Origin of the sequence: Massilia sp. CFBP9012 (assembly GCF_034045115.1) — a bacterium.
Classification (GTDB): domain Bacteria; phylum Pseudomonadota; class Gammaproteobacteria; order Burkholderiales; family Burkholderiaceae_D; genus Telluria.
Map to the genome: position 1 here is coordinate 320792 of NZ_JAXCWM010000002.1, position 25955 is coordinate 346746.

At 64.7% G+C, this 25955-nt stretch carries 22 protein-coding genes; 11 read left to right on the forward strand and 11 right to left on the reverse strand.

Going from position 1 to position 25955, the window contains the following annotated elements:
* The first annotated feature begins 249 nt into the window (after positions 1-249).
* From SOM61_RS04110 to SOM61_RS04125, 4 genes are all read left to right on the forward strand, one after another.
* Positions 250-3666 carry a TonB-dependent receptor gene (locus SOM61_RS04110; protein WP_320472915.1) on the forward strand — a complete coding sequence of 1139 codons (3417 nt, stop codon included), beginning with the start codon at positions 250-252 and terminating at the stop codon, positions 3664-3666.
* Positions 3667-3868: 202 nt separating this feature from the next.
* A complete protein-coding gene (locus tag SOM61_RS04115; RefSeq protein ID WP_320472916.1) occupies positions 3869-5554 on the forward strand; it encodes a bifunctional metallophosphatase/5'-nucleotidase in 1686 nt (561 codons plus the stop codon).
* 17 nt (positions 5555-5571) lie between these two features.
* The gene (locus SOM61_RS04120; protein WP_320472917.1) at positions 5572-6633 is read left to right on the forward strand and encodes a S1/P1 nuclease; all 1062 of its coding nucleotides are present in this window, start codon (positions 5572-5574) and stop codon (positions 6631-6633) included.
* Positions 6634-6834: 201 nt separating this feature from the next.
* Positions 6835-7698 (forward strand): MipA/OmpV family protein, encoded by an 864-nt coding sequence (locus SOM61_RS04125; protein WP_320472918.1) that lies wholly within the window; start codon positions 6835-6837, stop codon positions 7696-7698.
* Positions 7699-7746: 48 nt separating this feature from the next.
* On the opposite strand, the gene SOM61_RS04130 is transcribed toward SOM61_RS04125, so the two are convergent.
* From SOM61_RS04130 to SOM61_RS04155, 6 genes are all read right to left on the reverse strand, one after another.
* Complete coding sequence (locus tag SOM61_RS04130) at positions 7747-9366, reverse strand: methyl-accepting chemotaxis protein (protein ID WP_320472919.1); 1620 nt, start codon at positions 9364-9366, stop codon at positions 7747-7749.
* A gap of 247 nt (positions 9367-9613) precedes the next feature.
* Complete coding sequence (locus SOM61_RS04135; RefSeq protein ID WP_123071613.1) at positions 9614-10579, reverse strand: ABC transporter permease; 966 nt, start codon at positions 10577-10579, stop codon at positions 9614-9616.
* 3 nt (positions 10580-10582) lie between these two features.
* Positions 10583-11677: an ABC transporter permease gene (locus SOM61_RS04140; protein WP_320472920.1), complete on the reverse strand. Its 1095-nt coding sequence runs from the start codon at positions 11675-11677 to the stop codon at positions 10583-10585.
* Positions 11674-13200: an ABC transporter ATP-binding protein gene (locus SOM61_RS04145; RefSeq protein ID WP_320472921.1), complete on the reverse strand. Its 1527-nt coding sequence runs from the start codon at positions 13198-13200 to the stop codon at positions 11674-11676. The genes SOM61_RS04140 and SOM61_RS04145 overlap by 4 nt, the downstream gene beginning before the upstream one ends.
* 94 nt (positions 13201-13294) lie before the next feature.
* Positions 13295-14311 (reverse strand): BMP family lipoprotein, encoded by a 1017-nt coding sequence (locus SOM61_RS04150; RefSeq protein ID WP_320472922.1) that lies wholly within the window; start codon positions 14309-14311, stop codon positions 13295-13297.
* Between the two features lie 379 nt (positions 14312-14690).
* A complete protein-coding gene (locus SOM61_RS04155) occupies positions 14691-15629 on the reverse strand; it encodes an alpha/beta hydrolase (RefSeq protein WP_320472923.1) in 939 nt (312 codons plus the stop codon).
* A gap of 188 nt (positions 15630-15817) precedes the next feature.
* On the opposite strand from SOM61_RS04155, the gene SOM61_RS04160 reads away from it, so the two are divergent.
* From SOM61_RS04160 to SOM61_RS04185, 6 genes are all read left to right on the forward strand, one after another.
* On the forward strand, positions 15818-16120 hold the full coding sequence (locus tag SOM61_RS04160) for a YciI-like protein (RefSeq protein WP_320472924.1): 303 nt from the start codon (positions 15818-15820) through the stop codon (positions 16118-16120).
* A 79-nt stretch (positions 16121-16199) separates the two neighbouring features.
* The gene (locus SOM61_RS04165) at positions 16200-16904 is read left to right on the forward strand and encodes a DUF969 domain-containing protein (RefSeq protein WP_320472925.1); all 705 of its coding nucleotides are present in this window, start codon (positions 16200-16202) and stop codon (positions 16902-16904) included.
* On the forward strand, positions 16901-17857 hold the full coding sequence (locus SOM61_RS04170; RefSeq protein WP_320472926.1) for a DUF979 domain-containing protein: 957 nt from the start codon (positions 16901-16903) through the stop codon (positions 17855-17857). Before SOM61_RS04165 ends, SOM61_RS04170 begins: the two co-directional genes overlap by 4 nt.
* 10 nt (positions 17858-17867) lie before the next feature.
* Positions 17868-18518 carry a pyroglutamyl-peptidase I gene (gene pcp / locus SOM61_RS04175; protein WP_475439524.1) on the forward strand — a complete coding sequence of 217 codons (651 nt, stop codon included), beginning with the start codon at positions 17868-17870 and terminating at the stop codon, positions 18516-18518.
* A 20-nt stretch (positions 18519-18538) separates the two neighbouring features.
* On the forward strand, positions 18539-18775 hold the full coding sequence (locus SOM61_RS04180; protein WP_320472928.1) for a hypothetical protein: 237 nt from the start codon (positions 18539-18541) through the stop codon (positions 18773-18775).
* A 484-nt stretch (positions 18776-19259) separates the two neighbouring features.
* Positions 19260-19907, forward strand: coding sequence for an alternative oxidase (locus tag SOM61_RS04185; RefSeq protein ID WP_320472929.1), 648 nt, complete (start codon positions 19260-19262; stop codon positions 19905-19907).
* 26 nt (positions 19908-19933) lie between these two features.
* Here the strand turns inward: SOM61_RS04185 and SOM61_RS04190 are convergent, their stop codons facing one another.
* Positions 19934-20362: a DUF2141 domain-containing protein gene (locus SOM61_RS04190; protein WP_320472930.1), complete on the reverse strand. Its 429-nt coding sequence runs from the start codon at positions 20360-20362 to the stop codon at positions 19934-19936.
* 135 nt (positions 20363-20497) lie between these two features.
* On the opposite strand from SOM61_RS04190, the gene SOM61_RS04195 reads away from it, so the two are divergent.
* Positions 20498-21034, forward strand: coding sequence for a sterol desaturase family protein (locus SOM61_RS04195; RefSeq protein ID WP_320472931.1), 537 nt, complete (start codon positions 20498-20500; stop codon positions 21032-21034).
* Here the strand turns inward: SOM61_RS04195 and crtB are convergent.
* The 4 genes from crtB to SOM61_RS04215 are packed head-to-tail and all read right to left on the reverse strand — an operon-like array spanning position 20928 to position 25942.
* Positions 20928-21923 carry a 15-cis-phytoene synthase CrtB gene (gene crtB / locus SOM61_RS04200; protein ID WP_320472932.1) on the reverse strand — a complete coding sequence of 332 codons (996 nt, stop codon included), beginning with the start codon at positions 21921-21923 and terminating at the stop codon, positions 20928-20930. The two genes, SOM61_RS04195 and crtB, sit on opposite strands and share 107 nt — an antisense overlap.
* Positions 21920-23446: a phytoene desaturase gene (locus tag SOM61_RS04205; RefSeq protein WP_320472933.1), complete on the reverse strand. Its 1527-nt coding sequence runs from the start codon at positions 23444-23446 to the stop codon at positions 21920-21922. The genes crtB and SOM61_RS04205 overlap by 4 nt, the downstream gene beginning before the upstream one ends.
* Positions 23443-24639 carry a lycopene beta-cyclase CrtY gene (gene crtY / locus SOM61_RS04210; RefSeq protein ID WP_320472934.1) on the reverse strand — a complete coding sequence of 399 codons (1197 nt, stop codon included), beginning with the start codon at positions 24637-24639 and terminating at the stop codon, positions 23443-23445. The genes SOM61_RS04205 and crtY overlap by 4 nt, the downstream gene beginning before the upstream one ends.
* A complete protein-coding gene (locus SOM61_RS04215) occupies positions 24632-25942 on the reverse strand; it encodes a glycosyltransferase (protein WP_320472935.1) in 1311 nt (436 codons plus the stop codon). The genes crtY and SOM61_RS04215 overlap by 8 nt, the downstream gene beginning before the upstream one ends.
* Positions 25943-25955: the final 13 nt, after the last annotated feature.

The following is a 25955-nucleotide window of genomic DNA, read 5'->3' on the forward strand; positions in this document are numbered from 1 at the left end:
TAAAAGCTCTGAATGGCTAAGCCAAATCGAATTTGTCGGCTTGTTCAAAGCTCATGCATATTGGCGGAATTCCGCTGTATGTCATCACTCCATCGTGTCACTTTGTTGAAACATTGTAACGATACAATCGCAGCCGCTTGCCGGCTGAAGCGCTGCCGCACCAAGCAAAAAAATTCAAGCAGTAAATCGTAGGGGAGGGCGTCCGCCCGGGCGTCCAACAATAAATTGAAGTTCTTTTTGGGGTAATCAATGATCACTCAACAACAGATCCGGCTCACCAAGTTGGCGCTGGCTTTGTCGGTTGCGTTGGCGGCTGCGCCGTCGTTCGCACAGAACACCACTTCGGCCATCGGCGGCCGTATTTCGAACGCTGCCGGCGCACCAGCTGCTGGCGCACAAGTGCAGATCCTGCACGTCGAGTCGGGTTCTGTCAGCAATGTCGTCACTGACGCCGAAGGCCGCTACACCGCGCGCGGCCTGCGCGTGGGTGGTCCTTACACCATTACCATCACCAAGGATGGCGTCACCCAGACGCGCAACGACGTCTTCGTCGAGCTGGCGCAGACCGCGACCGTCGACGCGACCGTCGGCATCCAGACCGTGACCGTGGCCGGCTCGGCCGTTCGTTCGGAGATCTTCTCGAGCAACACCATGGGTGCGGGTACCGCTATCAGCAATACCCAGCTGCAAACCCAGGCGTCGATCAACCGCAACCTGCAGGACTACGCCCGTGCCGACCCGCGCGTGTCGCAGACCGACAAGGACCGCGGCGAAATCTCGGTCGCCGGCCAGAACTCGCGCTACAACTCGATGACCATCGACGGCGTCGCCATCAACGATACCTTCGGCCTGGAAGCGAACGGCAGCCCGACCGCGCGCCAGCCGATCTCGATCGAAGCGATCCAGTCGGTGCAGGTCAACGTCGCCAACTACGACGTGACCCAGAAAGGCTACACCGGCGCCAACATCAACGCGGTGACCAAGTCCGGTACCAACACCTACAAGGGTGGCGTGTACTACGTCTTCCGTAACGACACGATGGCCGGCGACCGTTACAACCCGATCACCGACGTCTACAGCGAGCCGCCGAAGTCGAAGGAAACCACCAAGGGTATCTGGGCTTCCGGTCCGCTGATCCAGGACAAGCTGTTCATCTTCGCCCTGGCTGAAAACTTCGAGAGCTCGCGTTCGAGCCCGGAATTCGGACCGATCGGCAGCGGCGCAGGCACTACCGTTGCCATTTCTCCAGCAGCCATCTCCGAAGCCCAGCGCATCGCCCAGAGCGTCTACGGTTTCGACATCGGCAGCCCGACTGTCCCGAGCGGCTCGATGCTGACCTCGAAAGAGCGCATGGTGAAGTTCGACTGGAACATCACCGACGACCACCGCGCCAACCTGCGCTATGCCAAGACCACCCAGGGCGAGCCGTTCTACCCGGGCTTCTCGGCCACCGGCGTCGGCCTGTCGTCGAGCTTCTACAACCAGGGCAAGGAAATCGAGACCGTCGTCGGTCAGATCTTCTCGGACTGGACCCCGACCTTCTCGACTGAGTTCAAGTTCTCGACCCGCGACTATGATTCGGTTCCGGTCAACTCGAGCCGCACTCCATCGGTCGGCCTGCAATTCTCCGGCGCGCTGCCTGCCGGCGCACCGGCCGGCTTGTCGACCGCCAACCGTTTCCTGAACTTCGGTACCGAGTTCAGCCGCCACAACAATGTCCTGCGTAACAAGACCAAGGACATGTATGCCGGTGCAAACTGGATCGTGGGCGACCACGAGCTGAAGTTCGGCGTCGACCAGACCAAGAACGAAGTCTATAACGCCTTCCTGCAGGGCATTAACGGCTCGTACACCTTCGCCTGCCTGGACTCGGCCGATACCAGCTTCTACTCGTTCGGCGCGCTGACCTGCGCCGGCGCTTCCGCCGATCGCATCCAGCAAGCCGTGTTGGAAAACTTCCAGCGTGGCCGTCCGCTGAGCTACAGCGTGCAGCGTCCACTGCCAGGCGCTTCGTTGAACGACGCGATCGCCATGTTCGAAACCAAGAACACCGGCCTGTTCCTGCAAGACACCTGGGCCGTCAACGACCAGCTGACCCTGACCTACGGCGTGCGTTACGACCGTAACGATGTCGGCGGCCAACCGCTGTACAACGCCGCTGCCGCCGCACCGATGGTCGCCGGCAATCCGGCCACCGGCGCGCGCCAGAGCGGCGGCTTCGGTCTGGACAACCGCCAGACTATCGACGGCACCGACCTGGTCCAGCCTCGTCTGGGCTTCAACTACCGCTTCGACAAGTCAGAGCGTCCAACCCAGCTGCGCGGTGGCGTTGGCCTGTTCCAGGGTGCGGCGGCGACCGTCTGGATGTCGAACCCGTTCTCGGGCACCGGTGTGGCGACTGCCAGCATCAGCTGCTCGGGTACTGGCGCGACCCGCTGCCCGACCACCGGTGGCCTGGCCAGCATGGACCCGGATGCCCAGCCGGCCATCACCGGCGCGATTCCGGCTGCTGACGTGAACTTCCTGGATCCGAACTTCCGCCAGCCGTCGATCTGGAAAGCCAACCTGGCGTTCGACACCGAACTGCCATGGTACGGCATCGTGTTCGGCGCTGAAGCGCTGTACACCAAGAACAAGAACGGTATCTACTACGAACACCTGAACCTCGGTGCGCCGACCCGTATCGGTTCGGATGGTCGTGAACTGTTCTGGAACGCGGCTGGCCTGAGCCAGGCAAGCTTTGGCGTGTCGAACAACACCGCCAACGTGATCAGCACGGCCGGCGTGCAGGCGCGTTCGCTGAACAACCGCAGCTTCCGCAACGTGCTGGTGGCGCGCGATACCGACAAGGGCGATGCAAAAGTCCTGACCGCGTCGCTGTCGCGTCCGCTGACCAAGGGCTTTGGCTGGTCGGTGGCTTACACCTACACCGATGCGACCGAAGTCTCGCCGCTGACCTCGTCGGTGGCCAACTCGAACTTCAACGGCCGTTCGGTGTTCAATCCGAACGAAGAAGTCGCCGCGACCTCGAGCTACGCGATCAAGAACCGCGTCAATGCGCTGGTCAACTTCCAGAAGAAGTTCTTCGAGAACTACAACACCCGTCTGGGCATCTTCTACGAAGGTCGTGAAGGCCGTCCATACAGCTGGACGTTCAACAACGACATGAACGGCGATGACCTGGCCGGTAATGACCTGATGTACATCCCGACCGCGTTCGGTTCCGGCGAAGTCGTGTTCCACGGCGACACCGCGACCAACAAGGCCAACGAGCAGCGTTTCTGGGACGTCGTCAACGCCAACAAGGGTCTGCATGGCGCGGCTGGCGGTGTCGTGAAGCGTAACAACAGCACCGCGGAATGGGTCAACACCTTCGACGTGCGTATCAGCCAGGAAATCCCTGGTCTGTTCAAGCGCAACAAGGCGACCTTCACCCTCGACTTCATGAACTTTGGCAATCTGCTGAACAAGAAATGGGGCCGTACCGAAGAGATCAGCTTCCAGTCGAACGGTGGCATGGCACGTAGCTTCGTCGACTACGCTGGTACCGATGCACAAGGTCGTTACATCTACGTCGTGCGCAACGACGTCGAGCGTCAAGACCTGAAGCAAGCCAAGGGCGAGTCGCAGTGGGCCATCCAGGCAACCCTGCGTTACGAATTCTAAGCATCGAATTCGTGGCATGAGCTAGTCAAGAACGGCCGGTGGAAACACCGGCCGTTTTTTCTTGTAAAAAACCAGAATCCCAGCCGCCGTAAGGATTTCCTGCACACAAGCTGCGTGGGATAATGTTGGCTGTCGAGCTTGCTCGAACCCGTTTTTCCGGACCCGCCGTTCGCGCCGGTCCGCATCCAGTAAAGGTGTTCCCATGATCGTTTCGCGCCGCGCATGCGCCAGTCTTTCCACCCTCACCATGGCGCTGCTGCTGGCCGGCTGCGTCAGCGCGCCCCAGGGCCCGGTGACCCTCAATCTCGTGTCGTTGAACGACTTCCACGGCAACCTCGAACCGAGCCGCTATGTCCTCAAGCATGCGGATGGCAAGGAAGAAGTCATGCGCGCCGGCGGCGCTGAAGCGGTGGCGGCGGCCCTGCAGGCCTGGCGCAAGGAAGACAAGGATCTGCTGCTGGTCTCGACCGGAGACATCGTCGGCGCCAGCCCGGCGCTGTCCTCGCTGTGGGCCGACGAGCCCACCATCGAAGTGATGAATATGCTGAACCTGCGCGCCAGCGCGGTCGGCAACCATGAATTCGACGGCGGCCGCAAGGAACTGCTGCGCCAGCAGAACGGCGGCTGCGATTCGCCGCATCCAACCCGCGCCTGCAAGTTCACCCCGAACTTCGGCGGCGCCAAATTCACCTACCTGGGCGCCAACGTGATCGACTCGGCCACCGGCAAGCCGGTCATCCCGGGTTTCAAGATCGAAGACGTCAAGGGCATCAAAGTCGGCCTGGTCGGCGTGGTGCTGAAGGACACGCCGAACATGGTCGTGGCGTCGGGCATCGCCGGCCTGCGCTTTGGTGACGAAGCCGAGGCGATCAATGCCGCGCTGCCGGCCATGCGCGCCGCCGGCGCGCAAGTCATCGTGGCGCTGGTGCACCAGGGCGGCCGCACGGTGGAGTCGCCGCTGCAGGCCGGCTGCTCGCAGCTCAAGGGCGACATCGTCGACGTGGTCACAAAGATCGACCCATCGGTCAAGCTGGTGCTGACCGGCCACTCGCACCAGGGCTACCTGTGCGACGTCGACGGCCGCACCGTGACCCAGGCCGACACCGCCGGCCACCTGCTCACCCGCGTGTCGATGCAGGTCGAACCGAAGACGGGCGCGGTCAGCAATCTGGTCGTCAAGAACGTCGTGATGAAGCCGGGCGAGTATCCGGCGGACGCGAAGATGACGGCCTTCGTGGCGCAGGTGAAGGAGCGCAGCAAGGAAGCTTTGACCCGCCCGATCGCCAAGGTGGCCGGCGCGCCGGTGCTGCGCAAGACCAATGATTCCGGCGAGTCGGTGCTGGGCAATATGATCGCCGATGCGGCGCTCGATTCGGTCCGTGACCTGGGCGCGCAGCTGGCCTTCATGAACAATGGCGGCATTCGCCGCGACCTCGAGGCTGGCCCTGACGGTATGGTGGCCTTCGGCCAGGCCCAGGTAGTGCTCCCGTTCGGCAACACGACGGTCGTGATGGACCTGACCGGCGCCCAGATCCGCGCCCTGCTGGAACGCCAGTGGGCCGACGGCGTCGATTCGAATTCGTCGGTGCTGCAGATTTCCGAAGGCTTCAGCTATGCCTGGGACCCGAAACGTCCGGCGGGCAGCCGCCTGGTGCCGGGCAGCCTCAAGCTGAACGGCAAACAGATGCAGGACAACGCCACCTACCGCATCGCCACCAATAACTTCCTGGCCGAAGGCAGCGATGGTTATCCGGAATTCGGCAAGGGCACGGCGCGCGTCGACACCGGCTTGCGCGACCTGGACGGCTTCATCGCTTACCTGAAGAAGATCGAAGGGCAGGGCGCAGCCGTGGCCCCGGCCGCGCCACGCATCCGCAAGGTCAACTGAATCAACAAGGAATCACCATGAAAAAACTCGTATGCGTGCTGGCGCTGACCGGCGTCTTCGCATCGGTGGCCGCGCCTGACGCCGCCGCCTGGGGCCGCGACGGCCACCGCGCCATCGGCGCCATCGCCGACCGGCTGCTCAAGGGCAGCAACGCACAAAAGGAAATCGCGCAGCTCCTGCAGCCGGGCGAATCGCTGGCGTCGATGGCCAACTGGGCCGACTGCGTCAAGGGCACTTTCTGCGGTCCGCAGACGCCCGAGATGGTCGAGTACGTGGCCGGCAATCCGCGCCACAGCGAATACCACTACACCAATGTGCCGTTCCAGCTGGACCACTACCATGCGCATGGCGTGGGCACGAGCGACGTCGACATCGTGCAGACGCTGGAGCAGTGCATCGCCGTCCTGCAAGGCAAGACCGACCCCGCCCTGAACCCTCACAAGTTCACCAAGCGCCAGGCCCTGATCCTGCTGGCGCACTTCGCCGGCGACATCCACCAACCGCTGCATGTGGGTTCGGCCTTCGTTTCAAAGGATGGCAAGTTCGTGGTGCCGAAGAACCGCGCCGAGATCGACGAGACCCTGGTCTTCGATTCGCGCGGCGGCAACAACCTGCTGCTGGATAACGAGCGCCTGTCCGCGCTGTCGTCCGGCGTGATCCCTCCAGGGGAGCCGGTCGTCGTCAGGGAAGGTGTGCCGGCGGCGCTGACCAAGCCGTTCCACTCCTACTGGGACAGCACCACGGTCGACTACGCCTTCCGCCGCATCAAGACCCGCACGCCGGAGCAGTTCGCCGACGTGGCGGTCGCCAGCCGGCCGCAGCTGAAAAAAGCGCAGGGTGACGTGTCGACCTGGCCGGTGCAGTGGGTCGAGGACGGCCTGGTGTCGGCCAAGCTGGCCTACAAGGACGTGGTGCCGGGCAAGCTGACCCCGCAGACCAGCAAGAAGGGCGAGACCTATTACACCTTCGCGCTGGAAGTGCCGCAGAACTATCCGGTGCCGAGCTCCGAGATCGCCAAGACCCAGCTGATCAAGGGTGGCTACAACCTGGCGGCGATGCTGCAGGCGATCTGGCCGTAAGAGTTAGCTGAAAGACCGTCGTCCCCGCCCTCGCCGGGCGCCTTGGCGGGGACCCAAGTTTTGCGCGCATCCCCACTACGTTTGGTTTAAGCGGTGACGCATATGACTGGGATTCCCGCCTGCGCGGGAATGACGTATCAAAGGTGCGGGTTTCGGTTGGCGTTAGAATCTGGTCAACCTGTGAACCGATTCCGAGGCATCATGAACTCTACATACAAGGCTGCCGCCGCCTGCCTGCTGCTTACCGCCGCTACCCACGCCAGCGCCCAGTCACCCGAACCAGACGGCTTGCCGCTCTGGGAATTCGGCGTAGGCGCCTTCGGCCTCACTGCGCCGGCCTATCCCGGCGCCGACGACCGCAACAACCGCGTCCTGCCATTACCCTACCTGCTGTACCGCGGCGAAGTGCTGCGCGCCGACCAGTCGGGCATCGGGGCGCGCCTGTTCCGTTCCGACCGGCTCGAGTTCGACGTCGGCCTGGCGGGCGCCTTGCCATCCGACTCGGACGATGTCGAGATCCGCGCCGGCATGCCCGACCTGGGGGCGCTGTTCGAGTTCGGACCGCGCCTGAAGATCCGGGTGGCCGATTTCGACGATCGCAGCCGCCTGCGCGCAGAACTGCCGCTGCGCGCCGTGATCGAGGCAAGGGGAGGGCTGCGGCGCCAGGGCTGGACCTTCGAGCCCAAGCTGGCGTATGAGACCCGCGGCGAGCGCGGTTTGTGGAGCGTCGAGGGCAATGTCTCGGTCGTGTTCGGCGACAAGCGCATCAACCGCTATTTCTACGAGGTGCAGCCGCAGTACGCGAACGCATCCCGTGCTGCCTACGGCGCCGATGCCGGCCTGATGCTGACGCGCGTCGGGCTGTTCGCCACGCGCCAATTGAACCCCGACCTGCGCCTGTTCGGCTTCGTGCGCTTCGAATCGTATGCGGGCAGCGCCAACCGCGACAGCCCGCTGCACCTCAAGAATACCGGCACCTCGGCCGGCATCGGCTTCGCCTGGACCCTGGCGCGCTCCAGTCGCCGCGCGGCGGGCTACGAGCCGGTCGATCCGGTCACGCCATAAAAAAACGCCGGGACCAGCCCGGCGTCAAGAGGAGACAACTTGTACGCGTCAGGCAGCCTGGCGCATCGTCAGTGCCGGACGGCCGGCATTCTTGAGCGAAGGGCGGCCAGCAGCCGCTTCAGGCTCGAAGCGGAAGGTCGACACCAACTGCGACAGCAATTGCGCCTGTTCGCGCATCGAGGTCGAGGCGGCCGCCGCTTCTTCCACCAGCGCCGCGTTCTGCTGCGTCACCTGGTCCATCTGGGCGATCGCCTGGTTCACCTGCTCGATGCCGGCCGACTGCTCCTGGCTGGCCATGGCGATGCCCGACATGATCGCCGTGACACGGCCGATGCTGTCCACGATTTCCTGCATGGTGCTGCCGGCGTCCGACACCAGGCGGCTGCCTTCTTCGACCTTGGCGCTCGAGTCGCCGATCAGGGTCTTGATTTCCTTGGCCGCCGCCGCCGAGCGCTGGGCCAGGTTGCGCACTTCGCTCGCCACGACCGCGAAGCCGCGGCCCTGTTCGCCGGCGCGCGCCGCTTCCACGGCCGCGTTCAGGGCCAGGATATTGGTCTGGAAGGCGATGCCGTCGATGACGCCGATGATGTCCGAGATTTTCTTCGACGAATCGGTAATCGCATCCATGGTCTGCACCACGCGGCCGACGGTCTCGCCGCCGCGGCCCGCCACTTGCGAGGCGGTCTGCGCCAGCGCATTGGCTTCGCGCGCATTGTCGGCGTTCTGCTTCACGGTCGAGGTCAGTTCTTCCATCGACGACGCGGTCTCTTCCAGCGCGCCGGCTTGCTGCTCGGTGCGCGACGACAGTTCGAGGTTGCCGGCCGAGATCTGGTCGGCGGCTTCGACGATGGTCTCGGTGCCGCTGCGCACCTGGCCGACGATGCCTACCAGGTTGTCGTTCATGTCCTTCAGGGCGCCCATCAGTACGCCGGTCTCGTTCTTACCCTGGGCGACGATGCGGCTGCTCAGGTCGCCAAGGGCGACGGTCTGGGCGACGGCCACGGCTTCTTCCAGCGGCGCGGTGATGCGGCGGCCGATCCACCAGGCGAAGCCGGCGCCGGCCACCAGGGCGACCACGGCCAGGATCAGCTGCAGGTTCAGGCTGGTCTTGAAGCCGTCGTCGATCGATTGCGCATCGGCTTCGACCACTGTCTTCTGGTAGTCGACGATCGCGCGCAGGCTTTCCACATAGGCCTTCACGCGGGGCAGCATCTCTGTCGCCAGGAAGTGGCGCACGGCCTCGTCGTCGCCCGCCGCCTTCTTCTCCAACACGCTCTTGCGCGCAGCGCGGTAGCCTTCGCGCTGCTCATCGACCTTGCCGAACAGGGCCATTGCCGCAGCGTCGTCCTTCAAGCTCACGATCAGGCCCTTGTGCAGCACGTCGGAGCGCTTCGACGACGAGGCAATATCGTCCAGGAAGTACTTCTCGTCGGCGGGGTCGGCCATCTTGATGGCGGCGATCGTGCGCGCCGCATTGGTTTCAATGATGGCCTGCCATTCCTGCAGCATGGCCAGGCGTTCCATGCTCTGGGTGGTCAGCTTGTCGGTCAGGTCTTCCGCCTTCTTGGTCTGGATCAGGCCGATGCCGACCAGGATCAGCATTGCCGCAAGCAGGGTGGCGAAGCCGCCGAACAGGAGGCTGCGCAACTTGATGTTCTCGATTGCCATGGGTTTCCTATAGAGAAAATTTGCACGCCAACGATGCGAGTCTGTTCGTTGCCGTACGGAAAGTAGATATTTTCTCAGACTGGGCAGCACTTGCCGATGAAAGATTGCATTTTGTATGCCAAATGTGTCGATCGTTGTGGCAAGGCGGCCACTTTCACTTGTTATCACAACAAGTAATGGCTGATTTTGAACAGCGGGGGGGAGGTAAGTACCTGCCCGCGAGCGCGGGCAGGTGAGAGGGTAATGCTTAACGCGACTTGACGAAGGGCTTGCCCAGCGCCTTCGGCGCCACCGACTTGGCCATCAGGCCGGCCAGCACGACCACGGTGACGATGTACGGGATCATCTGGATCAGCGAACCAGGGATGCGGCCCACGACCGGCAGGTCGACGCCTTCGATCTGGATCTGCACGGCCGAGAAGAAGCCGAACATCATGCAGCCCAACACCGTGTACAGCGGACGCCAGTTGCCGAACACCAGGGCGGTCAGCGCCAGGTAGCCGGCGCCGGCCGACATATCGCGCAAGAAGAAGCCGCTCTGGACGATCGACAGGTAGGCGCCCGAGAACGAGCACAGCACGCCGGCGATGATCATCGCCATGTAGCGGGTGCGCTGGACTGGGATGCCGGCGGCGTCGGCCGCGTGCGGGTTTTCTCCGCAGGCGCGCAGGCGCAGGCCGAAGCGGCTGTGGAACAGCACCCAGTGCACGATCGGCAGCAGCGCGAAGGCGAAGTACACCAGCGGCGAATGGCCGCCGATCAGGCGCGTCCAGACCCAGCCCAGGCCGGGAATGTCGGCCACCAGTTCGGAACCCGGCAGCACCACGGTCGACAGGCGCGCCTCGCCCAGGTCCGGCGTGCGGCCGCCCTGCTGGAAGAAGTACTGGGCCACGACAAAAGTAAGGCCGCTCATCGCGATATTGATGGCAATGCCCGCCACCAGCTGGTTGCCCTTCTGGGTGATCGAGACGAAGGCCTGGATCAGGGCCAGCGCGCAGGAGGCGAGGATGCCGGCCGCGATGCCGATCCACGGGTCCTGGTAGGTGTAGGCGACGCCGGCCGAGACGAAGGCCGAGGCCAGGATCTTGCCCTCGAGGCCGATGTCGACCACGCCGCTGCGCTCGGCGAACAGGCCGGCCATGGCCGCGAAGATCAGCACCGGCGCATTGCGGATGGTGGAGACGACGATGCTGGCGAACTGGAAGTCTTCCATGGCTTATCCCTTGCTGCTACGAGTGGCGTTGATCAGTTTCAGCAGCGCCGGTCCGTACATGTTTTCCATGGCGCCGCAGAACAGGATGATCAGGCCCTGGATGAAAATGAAGGTCTCTTGCGGGATGTTCGGCTTTTCCAGCGACAGGTCGAAGCCGCCCTGGATCAGCGCGCCGAACAGCACCGACGACAGCAGGATGCCGACCGGATGCTGGCGGCCCATCAGCGCGATCGCGATGCCGATGAAGCCGGCGCCGGCCGGGAAGTTCAGGCTCAGGTAGTGGGTCGAACCGAGGATCGAGTTCACCGCCGCCAGGCCGGCCAGGCCGCCCGAGATCAGCATCGCGACGATGATGGTGCGGCTGATGCGCACGCCCGCGTAGTGGGCGGCGTGGGCATTCAGGCCGGTCGCCTGCAGTTTATAACCCCAGCTCGAACGCGACACCGCCACCCAGTAGACCACCAGGGCGATCAGGGCCAGGATGAAGGCGAGGTTGAGCGGCGTGTTCTCGCCGAAGAACGGCAGCCAGGTCGACAGCTGCGGGATCATGGCGGCGTCCGAGAACACGCGGCTGGCCGGGTTCTGGTCGCCCTCGGGGATCATGTACTTGACGATGATGAAGTTCATCAGGCCTGCGGCGATGAAGTTGAACATGATGGTCGTGACCACCACGTGGCTGCCGCGCTTGGCCTGCAGGTAGCCGGGCAGGAAGGCCCAGGCCGCGCCGAACACGGCGCTGGCGACGATCGCCAGCGGTATCAAGAGCCAGGCCGAGAGGCTGGCGTCGAACGCCAGCATGGCCAGGGTCAGGCCCAGGCCGCCCAGGTACATCTGGCCTTCGGCGCCGATGTTGAACAGGCCCGCCTTCATCGCGATCGACACGGCCAGGCCGGTAAACACGAAGGTCGACGCGTAGAACAGCGTATAGGAGAGGCCTTCCGGATTGATGACGGCGCTGTTGACGAGGATCTGCAGCGATTCGACCGGGCTCTCGCCCAGCAGGTGGATGACCAGCGCGGCGACCAGCAGCGCGGACAGCAAATTCAGGACCGGCAGGACGAAGCCCGAGGCCCAGCGTGGAAGTTCAGTCGTTTTCATGATTTGTGCATCCCGCCCATCAAGAGGCCAATGCGGGTGGTATCGAATTCGTCAATATGGAGTTCGCCGGTGACGCGGCCGCCCGACATCACGACGATGCGGTCGGCCAGGGCGCGCACTTCTTCCAGCTCGGTCGACACCAAGAGGATGGCCACGCCTTCGTCGCGCAGGCGCAGCAGCTGGGTGTGGATGCTCTCGATGGTGCCGATGTCGACGCCGCGGGTCGGCTGGCCGACCAGCATCAGCTTGGGCGCGGCCGACACTTCGCGCGCGATCACGACCTTCTGCTGGTTGCCGCCCGAGAGCAGGCCGATGCGCACATTGGGGTCTTTCGGACGCACGTCGAATTGCTCGAGCAAACCGGCGCAGCGCTGGGCGATGGCGTCGAAGTCGAACAGGCCGCGCTTGGTGACGCGGTCCTGGTAGCCGAATACGGTGTTCTGCATGACCGAGAAATCCTTGATCACGCCATCGCGCAGGCGGTCTTCCGGCACGTGGCCGATGCCGAGGTCACGGAAGGTGGCGGGCAGGCCGTCGGCGTTCGAGCGGCCGGCGAAGGGCAGCGGCGCGCCGTCCATCGTCACGGTGCCGGAGGTCGGCAGGCGCATGCCGGACAGGATTTCCATCAGCTCGCTCTGGCCATTGCCCGACACGCCGGCGATGGCGACGATCTCGCCGGCGCGCACGTTGAGAAAGATGTCGGCCAGCAGCCCGACGCCGTTGGCGTCCTTCAATTGGAGATTCTCGACCTGCAGCACCGGCGCGCCGGGTGCGTAGGGTTTTCGCGGCAGGTTGCCCTCGATCGGGCGGCCCACCATCATATTGGCCAGCTGCTCCTTCGAGGTGTCGCGGGTGGCGACGGCGCCGGCCACGCGGCCCGCGCGCATCACGGTCACCTGGTCGGTGATCTCCATGATCTCGCCCAGCTTGTGGGTGATCAGGATGATGGTCTTGCCCTGTTCCTTGAACAGCCGCAGGATGTCGAACAGCGAGGCGATTTCTTGCGTGGTCAGCACCGCGGTCGGCTCGTCCAGGATCAGGATCTCGGCGCTGCGGTAGATCTGTTTCAGGATCTCGACGCGCTGCTGGGCGCCGACCGACAGCGTCGAGATGACCGCTAGCGGATCGACGTCGAGGTGGTAGCGGGCGCAGATCTCGCGCAGCTTCGCTTCCGTCTCAAGGCGCTTCTTCGACAATTTGAAGCCGCCCTCGGCGCCGAGCATCACGTTATCGAGCACGGTCATGTTCTCGACCAGCATGAAGTGCTGGTGGACCATGCCGATGCCCAGCCCGATCGCTTCCTGGCTGGAGCGGATCTTCTGGTCGGCGCCATTGATGACGAGCTGCCCGCTGTCGGCATGGTAGTAGCCGTACAGGATGCTCATCAGGGTGGATTTGCCGGCGCCATTTTCGCCGATCACGCCATGGATCGAGCCCTTGGCGATCGAGAAGCTGACGTCGGCGTTCGCCTGCACCGGCCCGAAGGCCTTGCTGATATTGCGAAATTCTACGGCTGGCTGCATTGCGATCTGTCGTAAATATGAGTGTGCTTATCATTCAAAAGCGCGCCGGGCCGGGATCAACCGGCGCGGCGCGCTTCGAATGGGAATTGGTCGATCAGACCGGGCAGCTGCTGCCTGCGCGGTAATCGATGACCTTGATCTTGCCGTTGATGATGTCGGTGCGCACGGCGTTGACGCGCTTTTCGATCTCGGGCGTGACGACCTTGCGGTTGTCCTTGTCCAGCACCCAGTCCACGCCGCCTTCCTTCAGGCCCTTGTAATGCACGCCCGCTTTCCAGGTGCCGTTCTTGACGCCCATGAAGGAGTCGTACACGGCCACGTCGACGCGCTTGATCATCGAGGTCAGCATGGTGCCCGGGTGCAGGTAGTTCTGGTTCGAATCGACGCCGATCGCCAGCTTGCCTTGTTCCTTGGCTGCCTGCAGCGTGCCCATGCCGCTGCCGCCCGCCACCGCGAATACGACGTCGACGCCGCGCGCGAACTGCGCGCGCGCCAGTTCGCCGCCCTTGGCCGGGTCGTTCCAGGCAGCGGCGGTGGTGCCGACCATGTTCTGGACGATTTCGATCTTCGGCGCTTGCGCCTTGGCGCCCTGGTTGTAGCCGCAGGCGAAGGCGCGGATCAGCGGGATGTCCATGCCGCCCACGAAGCCGAGCTTCTTGGACTTGGACGCCATGGCGGCGGCGACGCCGACCAGGTAGGAGCCTTCCTGTTCCTTGAACATCACCGATTCGATGTTGGCGCCTTGCGCCACGCTGTCGATCAGCACGAAGCGCACGTTCGGGAATTCACGGGCGACTTTTTGCACGGCCTGGGTTTGCGAGAAACCGATGGCGGCGATCATGTCGACCTTCTTGCGCGCCAGGCCGCGCATGACTTGCTCGGCCTGAGTATCGCTATTGGCCTGGACTTCGAACACCTTGACGCCGGTCTCTTTCGAGAAGCGTTGCAGGCCTTCGAAGGCCGACTGGTTGAACGATTTGTCGAATTTGCCGCCCGCATCGTAGACCATGCCGAGCTTCGGCTGCGCGATCGGACCTGCTGCCGGCGCGGCCAGTGCACTGCCTGCGACGCACAGCGCCGCAATGGTCATGCTGAGTTGCTTAAATTTCATCAATGGGCTCCTGGAATAGCGATATTGTACCCGCGGCATGGCGTCCGATGGGTAGGGGCTGCGCAATTGCTACCTCGAGCGGTAAGGCGGGAGAGGACACTTCGCGCTGCGCGATTGTGTCAGCCCGGCGATCCGCTGGGGGTTACGATTTGTTTCTGGCGACTATTTTCTCAGCAGATGGGCTTACATGTAGCACGGCCACAACAGGCTGAGAGGGTCGATTTGGCTGAAGTCAGTACGAATTTGGCAAAATCATGAGCAAGCTCACGCCATCTCAGCGCAAGCTGTCAAATATGCATCAACCTACAAGTTGATGACAAATACGATTTTACTTGCCAATTTATTCGTTGGAAATATAAATGCTGACAACTTTCAGCAATTATTTTGTCGCGAGGGCGAAATCGGCAGGAGTAGGCACCGCCTCGGAGGGCGGTTCGGCGCTCGCCACCGCATCGGCGACGGCTGCCGCGGCGGCCGGCGTCACCGGCTGGCTGAACTGGCGGGTGAGGAAGCCGGCGATCAGGTCTTGCGTCGCTTCCAGGTAAGGGATGTTCATGTGGTCGGAGTCGGGCACGACGTCGTCCGCCACCAGCTGGCCCAGCTTGGCCACCAGCAGGTCGGTATGCGTGTGCGGCACCACGTCGTCGCTGGCCGCGCGCAGCACATAGGTCGGCGCCTTGAGCGAGGGCGCGTACTTGATCGACTCGAAGCGGTGCTGCAGCATGTACTCGATCGGCATCACGCGGAAGCGCCGCTTGGCGATCGCCAGGATCGAATCGTAGGGCGTGATCAGGACCACGGAATGCGCGGGGCGCTCCTTGGCCACCTGCACCGCGACGCCGGAACCCAGGCTGCGGCCGACCACGGCAATGCGGTGCGGATCGACCTGGCCGCGCGTGGCGAGCCAGTCGTACAGCAGGCAGCCGTCTTCGATCATGTGGATCTCGGCCGGCACGCCTTGCGATTCGCCATAGCCGCGGTAATTCAGCGCCAGCACGGTCATATTGGGGAACAGCTTGCCCGCATCGCGCACGACCCAGGACACTTCTTCGGAACGGCCGCCGAAATACAGCACCGCCGGGCGCGGCCCGGGAATGGTCGGGGTCATCAGCCAGCCGGAGAGGCGGGTGCCGTCGTTGGCGCGCAAGACCACCGGACGGGTGCGGTGGCCGCTGCTGCGCGGGCTTTTGACTTCGCGCTCGAGCGTCGGATTGAAGACCAGGCGGCGCTGGTTGGCGGCGACGGCCGCCGTCAGCCCCAGCCACAGCATGCTGGCAAAGCCCGTGATCCCCGCCGCCATTTTCTTCGACATATCCATGACTGATAGTCTACGCCAGCCGCTGAGTTTTGTTCTGTGTGACAGCTCTCACTGTTGGGCAGCCCATGCGAAATGGGTTAAGAAGTTGTTTTAAACCAACATCGAGCGCTGCCGTTGTGCTGATGTTCCGATCGCACGATTGCGGTTACGATGTATATCACCTTATCCAATGCCATCGTGGAGACGCCGTGCATTACCTGCTCACCTATGACCTCGCCCCCGACTACCTCGAACGCCGCGGCGAATTCCGCGATGTACACCTGAAGCTGGCCTGGGAGGCGCAGGAACGCGGCGAGCTGGTCCTGGCCGGCGCGCTGGCCGAGCCGGCCGATCATGCGGTGCTGGTCTTCGATTGCGAGACGGCCGAACCGGTCCAGCTGTTCGCGGCACGCGACCCCTACGTCACGAACGGCCTGGTGCGCGCCTTCCATGTGCGCCAGTGGAATACGGTAGTGGGTGACCTGGCGAGCAACCCCGTACGGCCTGCCTGAACTCTTGCCTAAGTTCTTGCCGGATTAACACACCAGATCGGGTAACATCCTCGGCTTGTCGAATATTGCCGGGGAATCCATGCAATCTGCTGTCAATCTGTGGCCACTGCTCGGCGTGGCCGTCGTCGTCGCCGGCTTCCTGCTGCGCGCCAATCCGGTGCTGGTCGCCGTCGCCGCCTGCGGCGTGACCGGCGTCGCGGCTGCGATGCCCGTCATGGCCCTGCTCGAGTCGCTCGGCACCGCCTTCGTCAAGACGCGCAACCTGCCCCTGATCCTGCTGCTGCCGCTGGCCGCGATCGGCCTCTTGGAGCGCTTCGGCCTGCGCGAACAGGCGCAATCGGTGATCGCGAACGTGCGCTCGGCCACCGCGGGTCGCCTGTTGATCGTCTACCTGTTCGCGCGCGAGAGCACCGCCGCGATGGGCCTGACCAGCCTGGGCGGCCATCCGACGATGGTGCGGCCGCTGGTCGCGCCGATGGCCGAGGCGGCCGCGCAAGCGCAGCACGGCAAGCTGCCCGAGCGCGTGCGCCACCGCATCCGCGCCATGTCGGCCGCCACCGACAATATCGGCCTGTTCTTCGGCGAAGACATCTTTGTCGCCTTCGGCGCCATCGTCCTGATGCACACGATCCTGCAGGCCGAGGGCATCGAGGTCAATCCGCTGCACATCGCGCTGTGGGGCATCCCGACCGCGATCACCGCCTTCGTGATCCATGCCTGGAACCTGCGCCGGCTCGATGCTGAAATCCGCCGTGACGTGGCGGCGGCGAAGGAGGCGGCATGACCCTCACCATCGACCACTTCTACATCCTGGTCGGCCTGCTGCTGTCAAGCGTGGCCATCATGAGCCTGATGGACCGCAGCAATCCGCGCCGTGTCACCACCGCGCTGTTCTGGGGACTGTATGCGCTGCTGTATCTTGCCGGCGAGCGCATGCCGCCGGCGGCGGTCGGCGCCCTGATGATCGTCATGGCCTTGCTGGCCGGCTTCGGCGGCGTCAAGGCCGGCGCCCCGAAGGCGCTGGGGCCTGAGGAGCGCCGCGCCAGCGCCGCGCGCCTGGGCAACCGCATCTTCATTCCGGCGCTGCTGCTGCCACTCGTGACCGTGATCGGCGCCACCGTGCTCAAGGACGTGCAGATCGGCGCTCTGCCCATGCTCGATCCGGCCCACCTGACCCTGGTCAGCATGGGCTGCGGCGCGATCGTGGCCCTGATTGCCGCCTGCTGGCTGACGCGCGCGACGCCGCTGCAGGGCGTGCGCGAGGCGCGGCGCCTGATCGACGCCATGAGCTGGGCGGTGGTGTTGCCGCACATCCTGGCGGTGCTGGGATTGTTGTTCTCGGAAGCCGGCGTCGGCAAGGCGGTAGCGCACCTGACGACCACGTATATCGGCCTGGATTCGGCATTCGTCGCGGTAGCGGTGTACTGTATCGGCATGGCGCTGTTCACCATCGTGATGGGTAACGGCTTCGCCGCCTTCCCGGTGATGGCGGGCGGCGTCGGCATCCCGGTGCTGATCGGCGTATATGGCGCCAATCCGGCCGTGATGGCGGCGATCGGCATGTTCAGCGCCTATTGCGGCACCCTGATGACGCCGATGGCGGCCAATTTCAATATCGTGCCGGCGGCGCTGCTCGAGCTGCCCGACAAGAACGCGGTGATCCGCGCCCAGATACCGAGCGCGCTGCCGATCCTGATAGCGAATATCTTCCTGCTGTATTTTTTGATGAACCTGTGACCCCGCGATGATCAAGACCGTTCTGCTTACCGGCTTCGAGCCGTTCAATGGCGCCAGCATCAACCCGGCCTGGGAAGCGGTGCGCGCGCTCGAAGGCTGGCGCGGCGAACACTTCCGGGTGGAGGTGCGCCAGCTGCCCTGCGTGTTCGGGCAGGCGATCGAAGACCTGGTGGCCATGGTCGACGAACTGCATCCGGACGTCGTGATAGCCGTCGGCCAGGCCGGCGGCCGGCCCGACATCTCGGTCGAGCGCGTGGCGATCAACGTCGACGATGCATCGATTCTCGATAACGGCGGCCAGCAGCCGGTGGATGCGGCCATTGCCTCGGATGGTCCCGCCGCCTATTTCTCTACCTTGCCGATCAAGGCCATCGTGCGCGCGCTTCGTGAGAAGGGACTCGTGGCCGGGGTGTCGCAGACCGCCGGGACCTTCGTGTGCAACCACGTGTTTTATGGGCTGATGCATCATGCGGCCGGGCAGCCGCAGCCGATCAAAGCCGGCTTCATTCACGTCCCATTCCTGCCGGAGCAGGCAAGCGCGCGGCCCGATGCGCCGCCGTCGATGGCGCTGGACGACATCATTGCCGGCATCAAGCTGGCGGTGGAAACGACCGTGAGCGTCGACGCCGATGTGCGCGAAACGGGCGGCGCCACGCACTAGTTCAACATCGACCGGCCATCATGCTCAAGTCGCTCGCACTGACCGCGCTTACTGTACTGACGGCCTGGCTGCTCATCCCGGTCTTCGTCTTGCCGCCGCTGGCGTTCTATTACGGCTACCAGGGCTACCGGCGGCGCCACGATGGCAGGACGCGCACCGGCGTTGGCGCGAAGCTCCTGTCGTCGATCCCGATGCTGCTTGCCGCAGCGGTATTCTGCTTCGGGATATTCCTGATCACGACCCAGTACCGGGCTTGAGCCCCTGACGACCCTCATGCGCTGTGGGTACGAGAAGTCCGACAAGCGAACAGTCTTTGCGCTGGCACTATTGCTGAGCACTCGGTGAATAAAATACGTTCACTGTGTGCTCAAGCGAGGAATGATGCTGTTGCGGATACCGAACCAATCGAGAAGGCAGAGGGAAGGCTGTTACTGTGGACGATGCAGCGCCCACAGCGGCCAGCGAAAGCACGTGCGCAGCCAAACCTGCGCCGGTCATCCTCCTGGGTCGGGAAGCGCCGAGCTGGAAGTGATCTGCCGGAGGATCCGTCGCGAGCAGACCGAGTGATGCCTGCGTGATCCCGACCGCAGAAACCATCAAGCCTGAAGGACGGTACCACCCAAAAATAATTTCCCTCATTGTTGACCTCTGGAATTTTAAGGAGCATCATAAATGCATGTTTTCGGCGCGGCCGGATACAGCAAGTCGACAGATGTTCAACTTATAGACAGGGAGCCTGACATGAAAGCGCTTGATAAAACCAAGGCCGTGGATGACCACCGCGCTGCCCGCAATCTTTCCGACCATGTCGCGCTTGGCCTGACGCTGATGCTGCGCTTTTTTGCGGACACGTTTTTTGCCAAACGCTACGGCAACCGGGCGATCGTGCTGGAAACCGTGGCCGCCGTGCCAGGCATGGTTGGCGGAATGCTGGTGCACCTGCGCTGTCTGCGCTGGATGGTCGAGGACCAGGGCTGGATCCGCACCCTGCTCGATGAAGCGGAAAATGAACGCATGCACTTGATGACCTTCGTGCAGATCGCGAAGCCAAACCCGTTCGAGCGTCTGGTCATCCTGATGGTGCAAGCGCTGTTCTTTGTTGCGTTCTTCGTGCTGTACCTGACTTCACCAAGGACCGCGCACCGCCTGGTCGGGTATTTCGAAGAGCAGGCAGTCATCAGCTACACGCTGTACCTGGCGGAGATCGATGCCGGCCGCGTGGAAAATGTCGCGGCGCCGGAGATCGCAATTGCGTACTGGAACCTGCCTGCCAATGCCCGCTTGCGTGACGTGGTGCTGGTCGTGCGCCAGGATGAGATGGGGCACCGGGATGTCAATCACGGATTTGCCGATGCCCTTACGCCGGTCGAGGCCAGCCAGAACGCATGAACCTGCGACGCGCGGCTGGCACCGGATCAGCGCAATTTGATATAGCTGACCGCTTTCTCATCTCGCAGCACGAAGGCCGCATCCTCGAAACTCGGCGGCCCGAAGCGCCCGCGCGCGTCGCGGCTGAATGCATATCGTTCCTTCGGGATGCCCAGTGCATTGCGATCGAGCTTTCCGTTGTCGTTCTCGTCCTGGAACGACAGCACGGCCCAGGTGCCGGGCGGCAGGTCGTCGACGGTGACCACGGTCTCGCCCACGCGTGCCGCGGCCGACGCCGCATACGGGCAATCCTTCAGGAAGGTCGCCTTGTCGCAGATCGCGACCCGCACCGTACCCTTGGTACTGGTAATGCCCTGGACCCTCACCTCGATCGAGGCGGCCGAAGCGAGACCGGCGGCGCCCACGCCCGCCGCCAGCAAAAGGGAAACACCCAGGGTGCGAAAGATCGACTGCATGAATACTCCATTAGGTTAAGTGTGAATCGTGTTTGACCGCTTTTGAGCGGTCCAGGGCAGCGCCGCGCAACCGTGCGCATGGGCCGCCATGGTAGGCTGTTGGCATCCCGTCAACGTGCTCTCGCAGCCTTCATTATGCTTTCCAACGCGCTCATCGTATTGGCCACCATCGCGTTCATGGAAGTGTTTTCCATCGTCGCGCACAAGTACGTGATGCACGGCTTCGGGTGGGGCTGGCACCGCTCGCACCATGAGCCACGCACCGGCTGGTTCGAGAAGAACGACCTGTACGCCGTGGTGTTCGCCGGTGTCGCCATCGCCCTGATCTGGTTCGGCACCCGCGGTTACCACCCGCTCGAATGGATCGGCGCCGGCATGACCGCCTATGGCGCCCTGTACTTCATCGCCCACGACGGCCTGGTGCACCAGCGCTGGCCGTTCCGCTACGTCCCCAAAAGCGGCTACCTCAAGCGCCTGTACCAGGCCCACCGCATGCACCATGCGGTGGAAGGTAAAGAGGGCGCCGTGTCCTTCGGCTTCCTGTACGCGCCGCCGGTCGCCCGGCTCAAGCGCCAGTTGCAAGCGCAGCAGGGCCAGGTGCGCCGCCCCCGCGGCCAGGACGCAGCCACAGATCGCTCCGCCGCGGCGCCATCGCTGCCCGAGCAGGGCTGAGGCGCGAGGCCAGCGCCTGGATTCCGCCCAGGGCCAATAAACGCAGCTTGGCCGCCTTCGAAGTGCCCACCCGTTCGTCCCAGGCGTGCGGCCCGCGCCGTTTGACTTCGATCCCGATCTGGCGGTACACATTGCGCGCGGTGGCGATTGCCCAGGCCGAGCGCAGGGGCAGGGCGGCGATACCCAGCGTGGCCGATTCATAATACGGCTCGGCGTGATCGACCAGGCGCGCCGCGACGCTCGCCAGCGCCGCGCGGTGGCGCGGCAGGGACACGTGGTCGGGCGGGATGCCGGCTTCCAGCAGCCATTCGGCCGGCACGTAGCAGCGCCCGATTTTCGCATCGTCGATGATGTCGCGCGCGATATTGGTCAACTGGAAGGCGAGCCCCAGGTCGCAGGCGCGGTCCAGCACCAGCTCGTCGTGGGCGCCCATGATCGAGGCCATCATCAGGCCGACCACGCCGGCCACGTGGTAGCAGTAGCGCATGGTGTCGTCGATGGTGGTGTAGCGCGCCTCGTTGACGTCCATCGCGAAGCCGGCCAGGTGGTCGAAGGCATAGCGCGGCGCGATCGCGTGGCCCAGCGCCACTTCCTGGAAGGCGGCGAAGGCCGGATCGCGCATCTGCTCGCCCGAATAGGCGCGCCGGGTGTCGTCGTACAGGCGATCGAGCTCGAAACCGGCGCCACAGGCGCTCGGCGCGGCGGCGGCGAAGCCCAGCTCCTGGCCGTCGACCACGTCGTCGCAATGGCGACACCAGGCGTACAGCATCAGCACACTGCGCCGGGTGGCGGGCGGGAACAGCCTGGCGGCCGCCGCGAAGCTCTTGGACCCGACCGCGATGGTCTGGGTCGCATGTTCCATCAGCTTGGTGCCGGCATAGGCGCTCATGCGTGCACCCCCGCATGTACGCCTTCCAGCATCAGGCCGGCGGTTGCCTTGGCCGAGCCGATCACGCCCGGCACGCCGGCGCCGGGATGGGTGCCGGCGCCGACCAGATACAGGTTGGGCAGTTCGGCGTCGCGGTTGTGCGGGCGGAACCAGGCGCTCTGGGTCAGGATCGGCTCCAGCGAGAAGGCCGAACCCAGGTGGGCATTGAGCTGGTCGCGGAAGTCGTGCGGCGTGAAGATGCGGCTCGTTACCAGCTGGCTGCGCAGGCCCGGCATGTAGCGCCGTTCGAGGTAGTCGAAGATGCGGTCGCGGTAGCGCGGGCCTTCGGTCTCCCAGTCGATCGGTGCGTTACCCAGGTGCGGCACCGGCGCCAGCACGTAGTGGCTGCCGCAGCCGGGCGGCGCCAGTGAGGGATCGGTGACGCAGGGGGCGTGCAGGTAGAGCGAGAAATCGTCGGCCAGCGTCTTGCCGTTGAAGATGTCCTTGATCAGCTCGCGGTAGCGCGGACCGAAGCACACCGTGTGGTGCTGCAGCTGCTCGTGGTGTTTATCCAGGCCGAAGTACAGCACGAACAGCGAATTGCTGAAGCGTTTCTTCTTGAGCGCCTCGCCGTTGCTGCTGCCGCGCCCGTGGTTTTTCAGCAGGTCGGCGTAGGTGTGGACCACGTCGGCATTCGACGCCACCGCATCGGCCATGAACCAGCGGCCGTCTTCCAGCCGCACGCCGCTGGCGAGATTGCCGGCGGTCTCGATGCGCGCCACCGATGCGTTCAGTTCCAGCTTGCCGCCCATGTCCTCGAACAGCCGTACCAGGCCTTTCACCAGGGCGCCGGTGCCGCCGCGCGGGAACCAAACGCCCCAGCGCCGCTCCAGCGCATGGATCAGGGTATAGATCGACGAGGTGGCGAACGGATTGCCGCCCACCAGCAGCGAGTGGAAGGAGAAAGCCTGGCGCAGCTGCTCGTCCTTGACGAAGCGCGACACCATGCCGTACACGCTTTTCCACGCTTCCAGCCGCGCCAGTTGCGGACCGGCCTGGATCATGTCGCGAAAGGAGAGAAACGGCACGGCGCCCAGCTTCAGGTAGCCCTCGTCGAACACCGCCTTCGAATACGCCAGGAAGCGCTGGTAGCCGGCGACGTCGGCCGGGTTGCGCGCATGGATCTGGCGGTCCAGCGCCTCCTGGTCGTTGGCGTAGTCGAAGTGGCTGCCGTCTTCCCAGCACAGGCGGTAGAACGGCGCGACCGGCAGCATCTCGACGTAGTCGCCCATCTTCTTGCCGCACAGGGTGAACAGCTCTTCGATCGCCGTCGGATCGGTGATGACGGTGGGGCCGGCGTCGAACACGAAGCCCTGGTCCTCATAGACATAGGCGCGGCCGCCCGGCTTGTCGCGCTTTTCGAGCAGGGTCGTTTGCATGCCGGCGGCCTGCAGGCGGATGGCCAGCGCCAGGCCGCCGAATCCGGCGCCGATCACGACGGCGCGCTTTGGATCGATTCTCGGCTTGAAATTCATCTGGTTCATTCTGCGGTCCTGATCTGATAGGGGTGGGTCTTGCGTACGGCGTCAAACGCTTCCATGACGGGCACCGGCGGCTTGCCGGTCAACAGGCGTACCTTGTCGCCCAAGGTCGGGCGGCCGGCGTAAAAGCGCGCGATCAAGGGCGCCGGCAGGCCATAGAAGCGCTGCATCACGCGCCAGCGGTGATCGGGGCTGCCGGCCAAAAACAGCATGCGGTTGAGCATGCGGAAGAAGCGCTGTTCGTCCCAGGCTTGGCGCGCCTGCTCGCGGATGGCGGCGAACAGCGTCGGGGCCGACAGTTCGGGCAGGCGCACGATGCGCTCGGCCAGGCGCACCGCGTGCGGCAGCGAGTAGCCGGTGGTCGGATGGAACAGGCCGGCGCGCAGGCCGACGCTGGGCAGGCCCTGCAACTCGTCCCAGAAACCGTCGAAGTCGCCGGCCAGCACGATCGGCAGCGAGCCTTGTTCTTCGCGCAACATGTCGCGCACGCGCCAGCCGCGCGCGGCCACGTAGGAGGCGATGTTGGCGCGCAGCCGCTCCGGTTCCCAGGCGGCGCTGTCGACGTAGTGCGTATCTTCGACCAGCACGCGGTCGGGCCCGAAAGGCAGCAGGTAGACGAAGCGGTAGCCGCCCTGCTGGGCCACGCTGGCGTCCATGATGACGGGCGCCGTCAGGCCGTGGGCGGCGTCGAGCCGCAATTCCTGGCCGAGGAAAGTCTGGTAGCCGAGCGCGAGGTGGCTGCTGGTGCGCATGCCGCGGCCGTCGATGACGGCGCGCGCGCGCAGGGTTTCGCCATCGGCCAGCCGCACGCTCGTGGGTGTGACGTCGTCGATCCAGACGCCGGTGCGCAGCGTCGCGCCCAGGGCCGGTTCGACCACGTGGGCCAGGTCGAGCGCGGCGATGCTGGCGTAGCCGCCCGCCAATGTGCGGGCAAGGTCGGGAAACACCACGTCATAGCGCGCCCAGCGGTGCGTGACCAGGGGCGCGATCCAGCGCAGCTGCCCGGCATCGAGATCGCTGTCGTGGAACGACCAGGTATGGTTGCCGCCCAGCCGCTTGCCTTGCTCGAGCAACAGGATGCGCAGCTCGGGACGCTCGCTGCGCAGGCGCCACGCGATCAGGCTGTTGGCCAGGCCGCCACCGGCCAGGATCAGGTCGTAGTCGACCGTGCTGAGCTCATTGCTATGCTCATCCATGGCTGGCCAGGCCTTGGAATGCGGGGGCCAATCCGAGCGCAGCCTCGATGACGTCGGCCGCACGCGGCGCGCCGCCGGCCTGGCGGATCTGGTCGGCCAGCGGTTCCATGCGTTGCCGGAAGCCCGGTTCGTCCAGCAGGCGGCGCAGCTTGCGCGACAGCCCGGTGACGGTCGCGAAGCGCGGCGAGGCGCGCAGGCCGACACCGGCATATTCCACGCGGGCGGCGGCGCCCGGATGGTCGAAGGCGATCGGCAGCGCCAGGATCGGCGTGCGGGTGGCGATGGCTTCCATCACGGTGTTGGCGCCGGCATGCGAGATGACGGCGTCGGCGCGCGCCAGCACGGCCAGCTGGGGCACGAAGGCGCGCACGCGGGTGTCGCCGATGCGTTCGAGTGCGCGCACCTGCGAGTCATCCAGGCCGCCGCAGTGAGCGACCAGCAGTTGCGCGTCCTGGCGTGCGCAGGCGTGCGCGATGCGCTTGAACAGGCCGAAGCGCTGGCTGACCAGGGTGCCGAGCGAGGCGTAGACGAAGGGGCGCGTGCTCGCTGCGGGCGGCAGCAGCGCGGCCAGTTCGGCCGGCGACTGGGCCGATACCGCGGCCCCGCTGTGCAGCGGGCCGACGTGATGAAAATGCGGCGGCAGCGCGCGCCGCGGGAAATCGAAGCCCGGCACGATCTGGCCGACCTGGGCCAATGGCGACAGGCATTCGTGCAGTTTTGCGCGCGGACGCAATCCGAGCTGTTGGGCTGCGGCGGAGATCGCGCGTTCGTGCGGCTGCATCATCCAGTCGTAGACCATGGTGCTGCCTTCGACGATCTTGAAGGCGCGCTCGCTGTCTTCATACATGAAGGGCATGACGGGCAGCGGGATGCCCGGTTCGCGGTTGACCGGCAAGGCGCAGGCGACCGAGACGAAGGGCATGCCGATGCCTTCTGCCACCAGGCCGCCGGCCGCTTCCATTTGGTCGGCGACAATAAAATCAACCTGAAGCCGGCGCAGCGCGGCCGGCAGTTCGCGGCACAGCATCGTGGTGCTGGCCGCCATGTCGAGGATCACGCGGCGCAGGCCCAGCGGCGAGCCCGGATTGGCCACGCGAGCCAGCATCGCCGGCAGCGAGCCGGCCGGGTGGGTGTCGAGGCCGACGGCGTGGAAGCCGACGCGCTCGTCCTTCACATAGGCGGCGGCATCCGGGCGATGCACGAAGGTGACGCGGTGCCCGCGGGCGACGAGTTCGCGCGCGAGCACCGTCAGCGTATTGAAGTGGCTGTAGAGCGCCGGAGCCACGACCGCGAAATGCGCCATGCGAAGCGCCGTC

Bases quoted from the DNA above. Each gene is read 5' to 3' on its own strand.
- SOM61_RS04110 (WP_320472915.1), top strand. From the start codon at position 250: ATGATCACTCAACAACAGATCCGGCTCACCAAGTTGGCGCTGGCTTTG.
- SOM61_RS04190 (WP_320472930.1), bottom strand. From the start codon at position 20,362: ATGCAGTCGATCTTTCGCACCCTGGGTGTTTCCCTTTTGCTGGCGGCG.
- SOM61_RS04195 (WP_320472931.1), top strand. From the start codon at position 20,498: ATGCTTTCCAACGCGCTCATCGTATTGGCCACCATCGCGTTCATGGAA.
- SOM61_RS04140 (WP_320472920.1), bottom strand. From the start codon at position 11,677: ATGAAAACGACTGAACTTCCACGCTGGGCCTCGGGCTTCGTCCTGCCG.
- SOM61_RS04180 (WP_320472928.1), top strand. From the start codon at position 18,539: ATGCTCAAGTCGCTCGCACTGACCGCGCTTACTGTACTGACGGCCTGG.
- SOM61_RS04125 (WP_320472918.1), top strand. From the start codon at position 6,835: ATGAACTCTACATACAAGGCTGCCGCCGCCTGCCTGCTGCTTACCGCC.
- SOM61_RS04165 (WP_320472925.1), top strand. From the start codon at position 16,200: ATGCAATCTGCTGTCAATCTGTGGCCACTGCTCGGCGTGGCCGTCGTC.
- SOM61_RS04155 (WP_320472923.1), bottom strand. From the start codon at position 15,629: ATGGATATGTCGAAGAAAATGGCGGCGGGGATCACGGGCTTTGCCAGC.
- crtY (WP_320472934.1), bottom strand. From the start codon at position 24,639: ATGGATGAGCATAGCAATGAGCTCAGCACGGTCGACTACGACCTGATC.
- SOM61_RS04145 (WP_320472921.1), bottom strand. From the start codon at position 13,200: ATGCAGCCAGCCGTAGAATTTCGCAATATCAGCAAGGCCTTCGGGCCG.
- SOM61_RS04115 (WP_320472916.1), top strand. From the start codon at position 3,869: ATGATCGTTTCGCGCCGCGCATGCGCCAGTCTTTCCACCCTCACCATG.
- SOM61_RS04150 (WP_320472922.1), bottom strand. From the start codon at position 14,311: ATGAAATTTAAGCAACTCAGCATGACCATTGCGGCGCTGTGCGTCGCA.
- SOM61_RS04135 (WP_123071613.1), bottom strand. From the start codon at position 10,579: ATGGAAGACTTCCAGTTCGCCAGCATCGTCGTCTCCACCATCCGCAAT.
- SOM61_RS04130 (WP_320472919.1), bottom strand. From the start codon at position 9,366: ATGGCAATCGAGAACATCAAGTTGCGCAGCCTCCTGTTCGGCGGCTTC.
- SOM61_RS04185 (WP_320472929.1), top strand. From the start codon at position 19,260: ATGAAAGCGCTTGATAAAACCAAGGCCGTGGATGACCACCGCGCTGCC.
- SOM61_RS04205 (WP_320472933.1), bottom strand. From the start codon at position 23,446: ATGAACCAGATGAATTTCAAGCCGAGAATCGATCCAAAGCGCGCCGTC.
- SOM61_RS04170 (WP_320472926.1), top strand. From the start codon at position 16,901: ATGACCCTCACCATCGACCACTTCTACATCCTGGTCGGCCTGCTGCTG.
- SOM61_RS04215 (WP_320472935.1), bottom strand. From the start codon at position 25,942: ATGGCGCATTTCGCGGTCGTGGCTCCGGCGCTCTACAGCCACTTCAAT.
- SOM61_RS04120 (WP_320472917.1), top strand. From the start codon at position 5,572: ATGAAAAAACTCGTATGCGTGCTGGCGCTGACCGGCGTCTTCGCATCG.
- crtB (WP_320472932.1), bottom strand. From the start codon at position 21,923: ATGAGCGCCTATGCCGGCACCAAGCTGATGGAACATGCGACCCAGACC.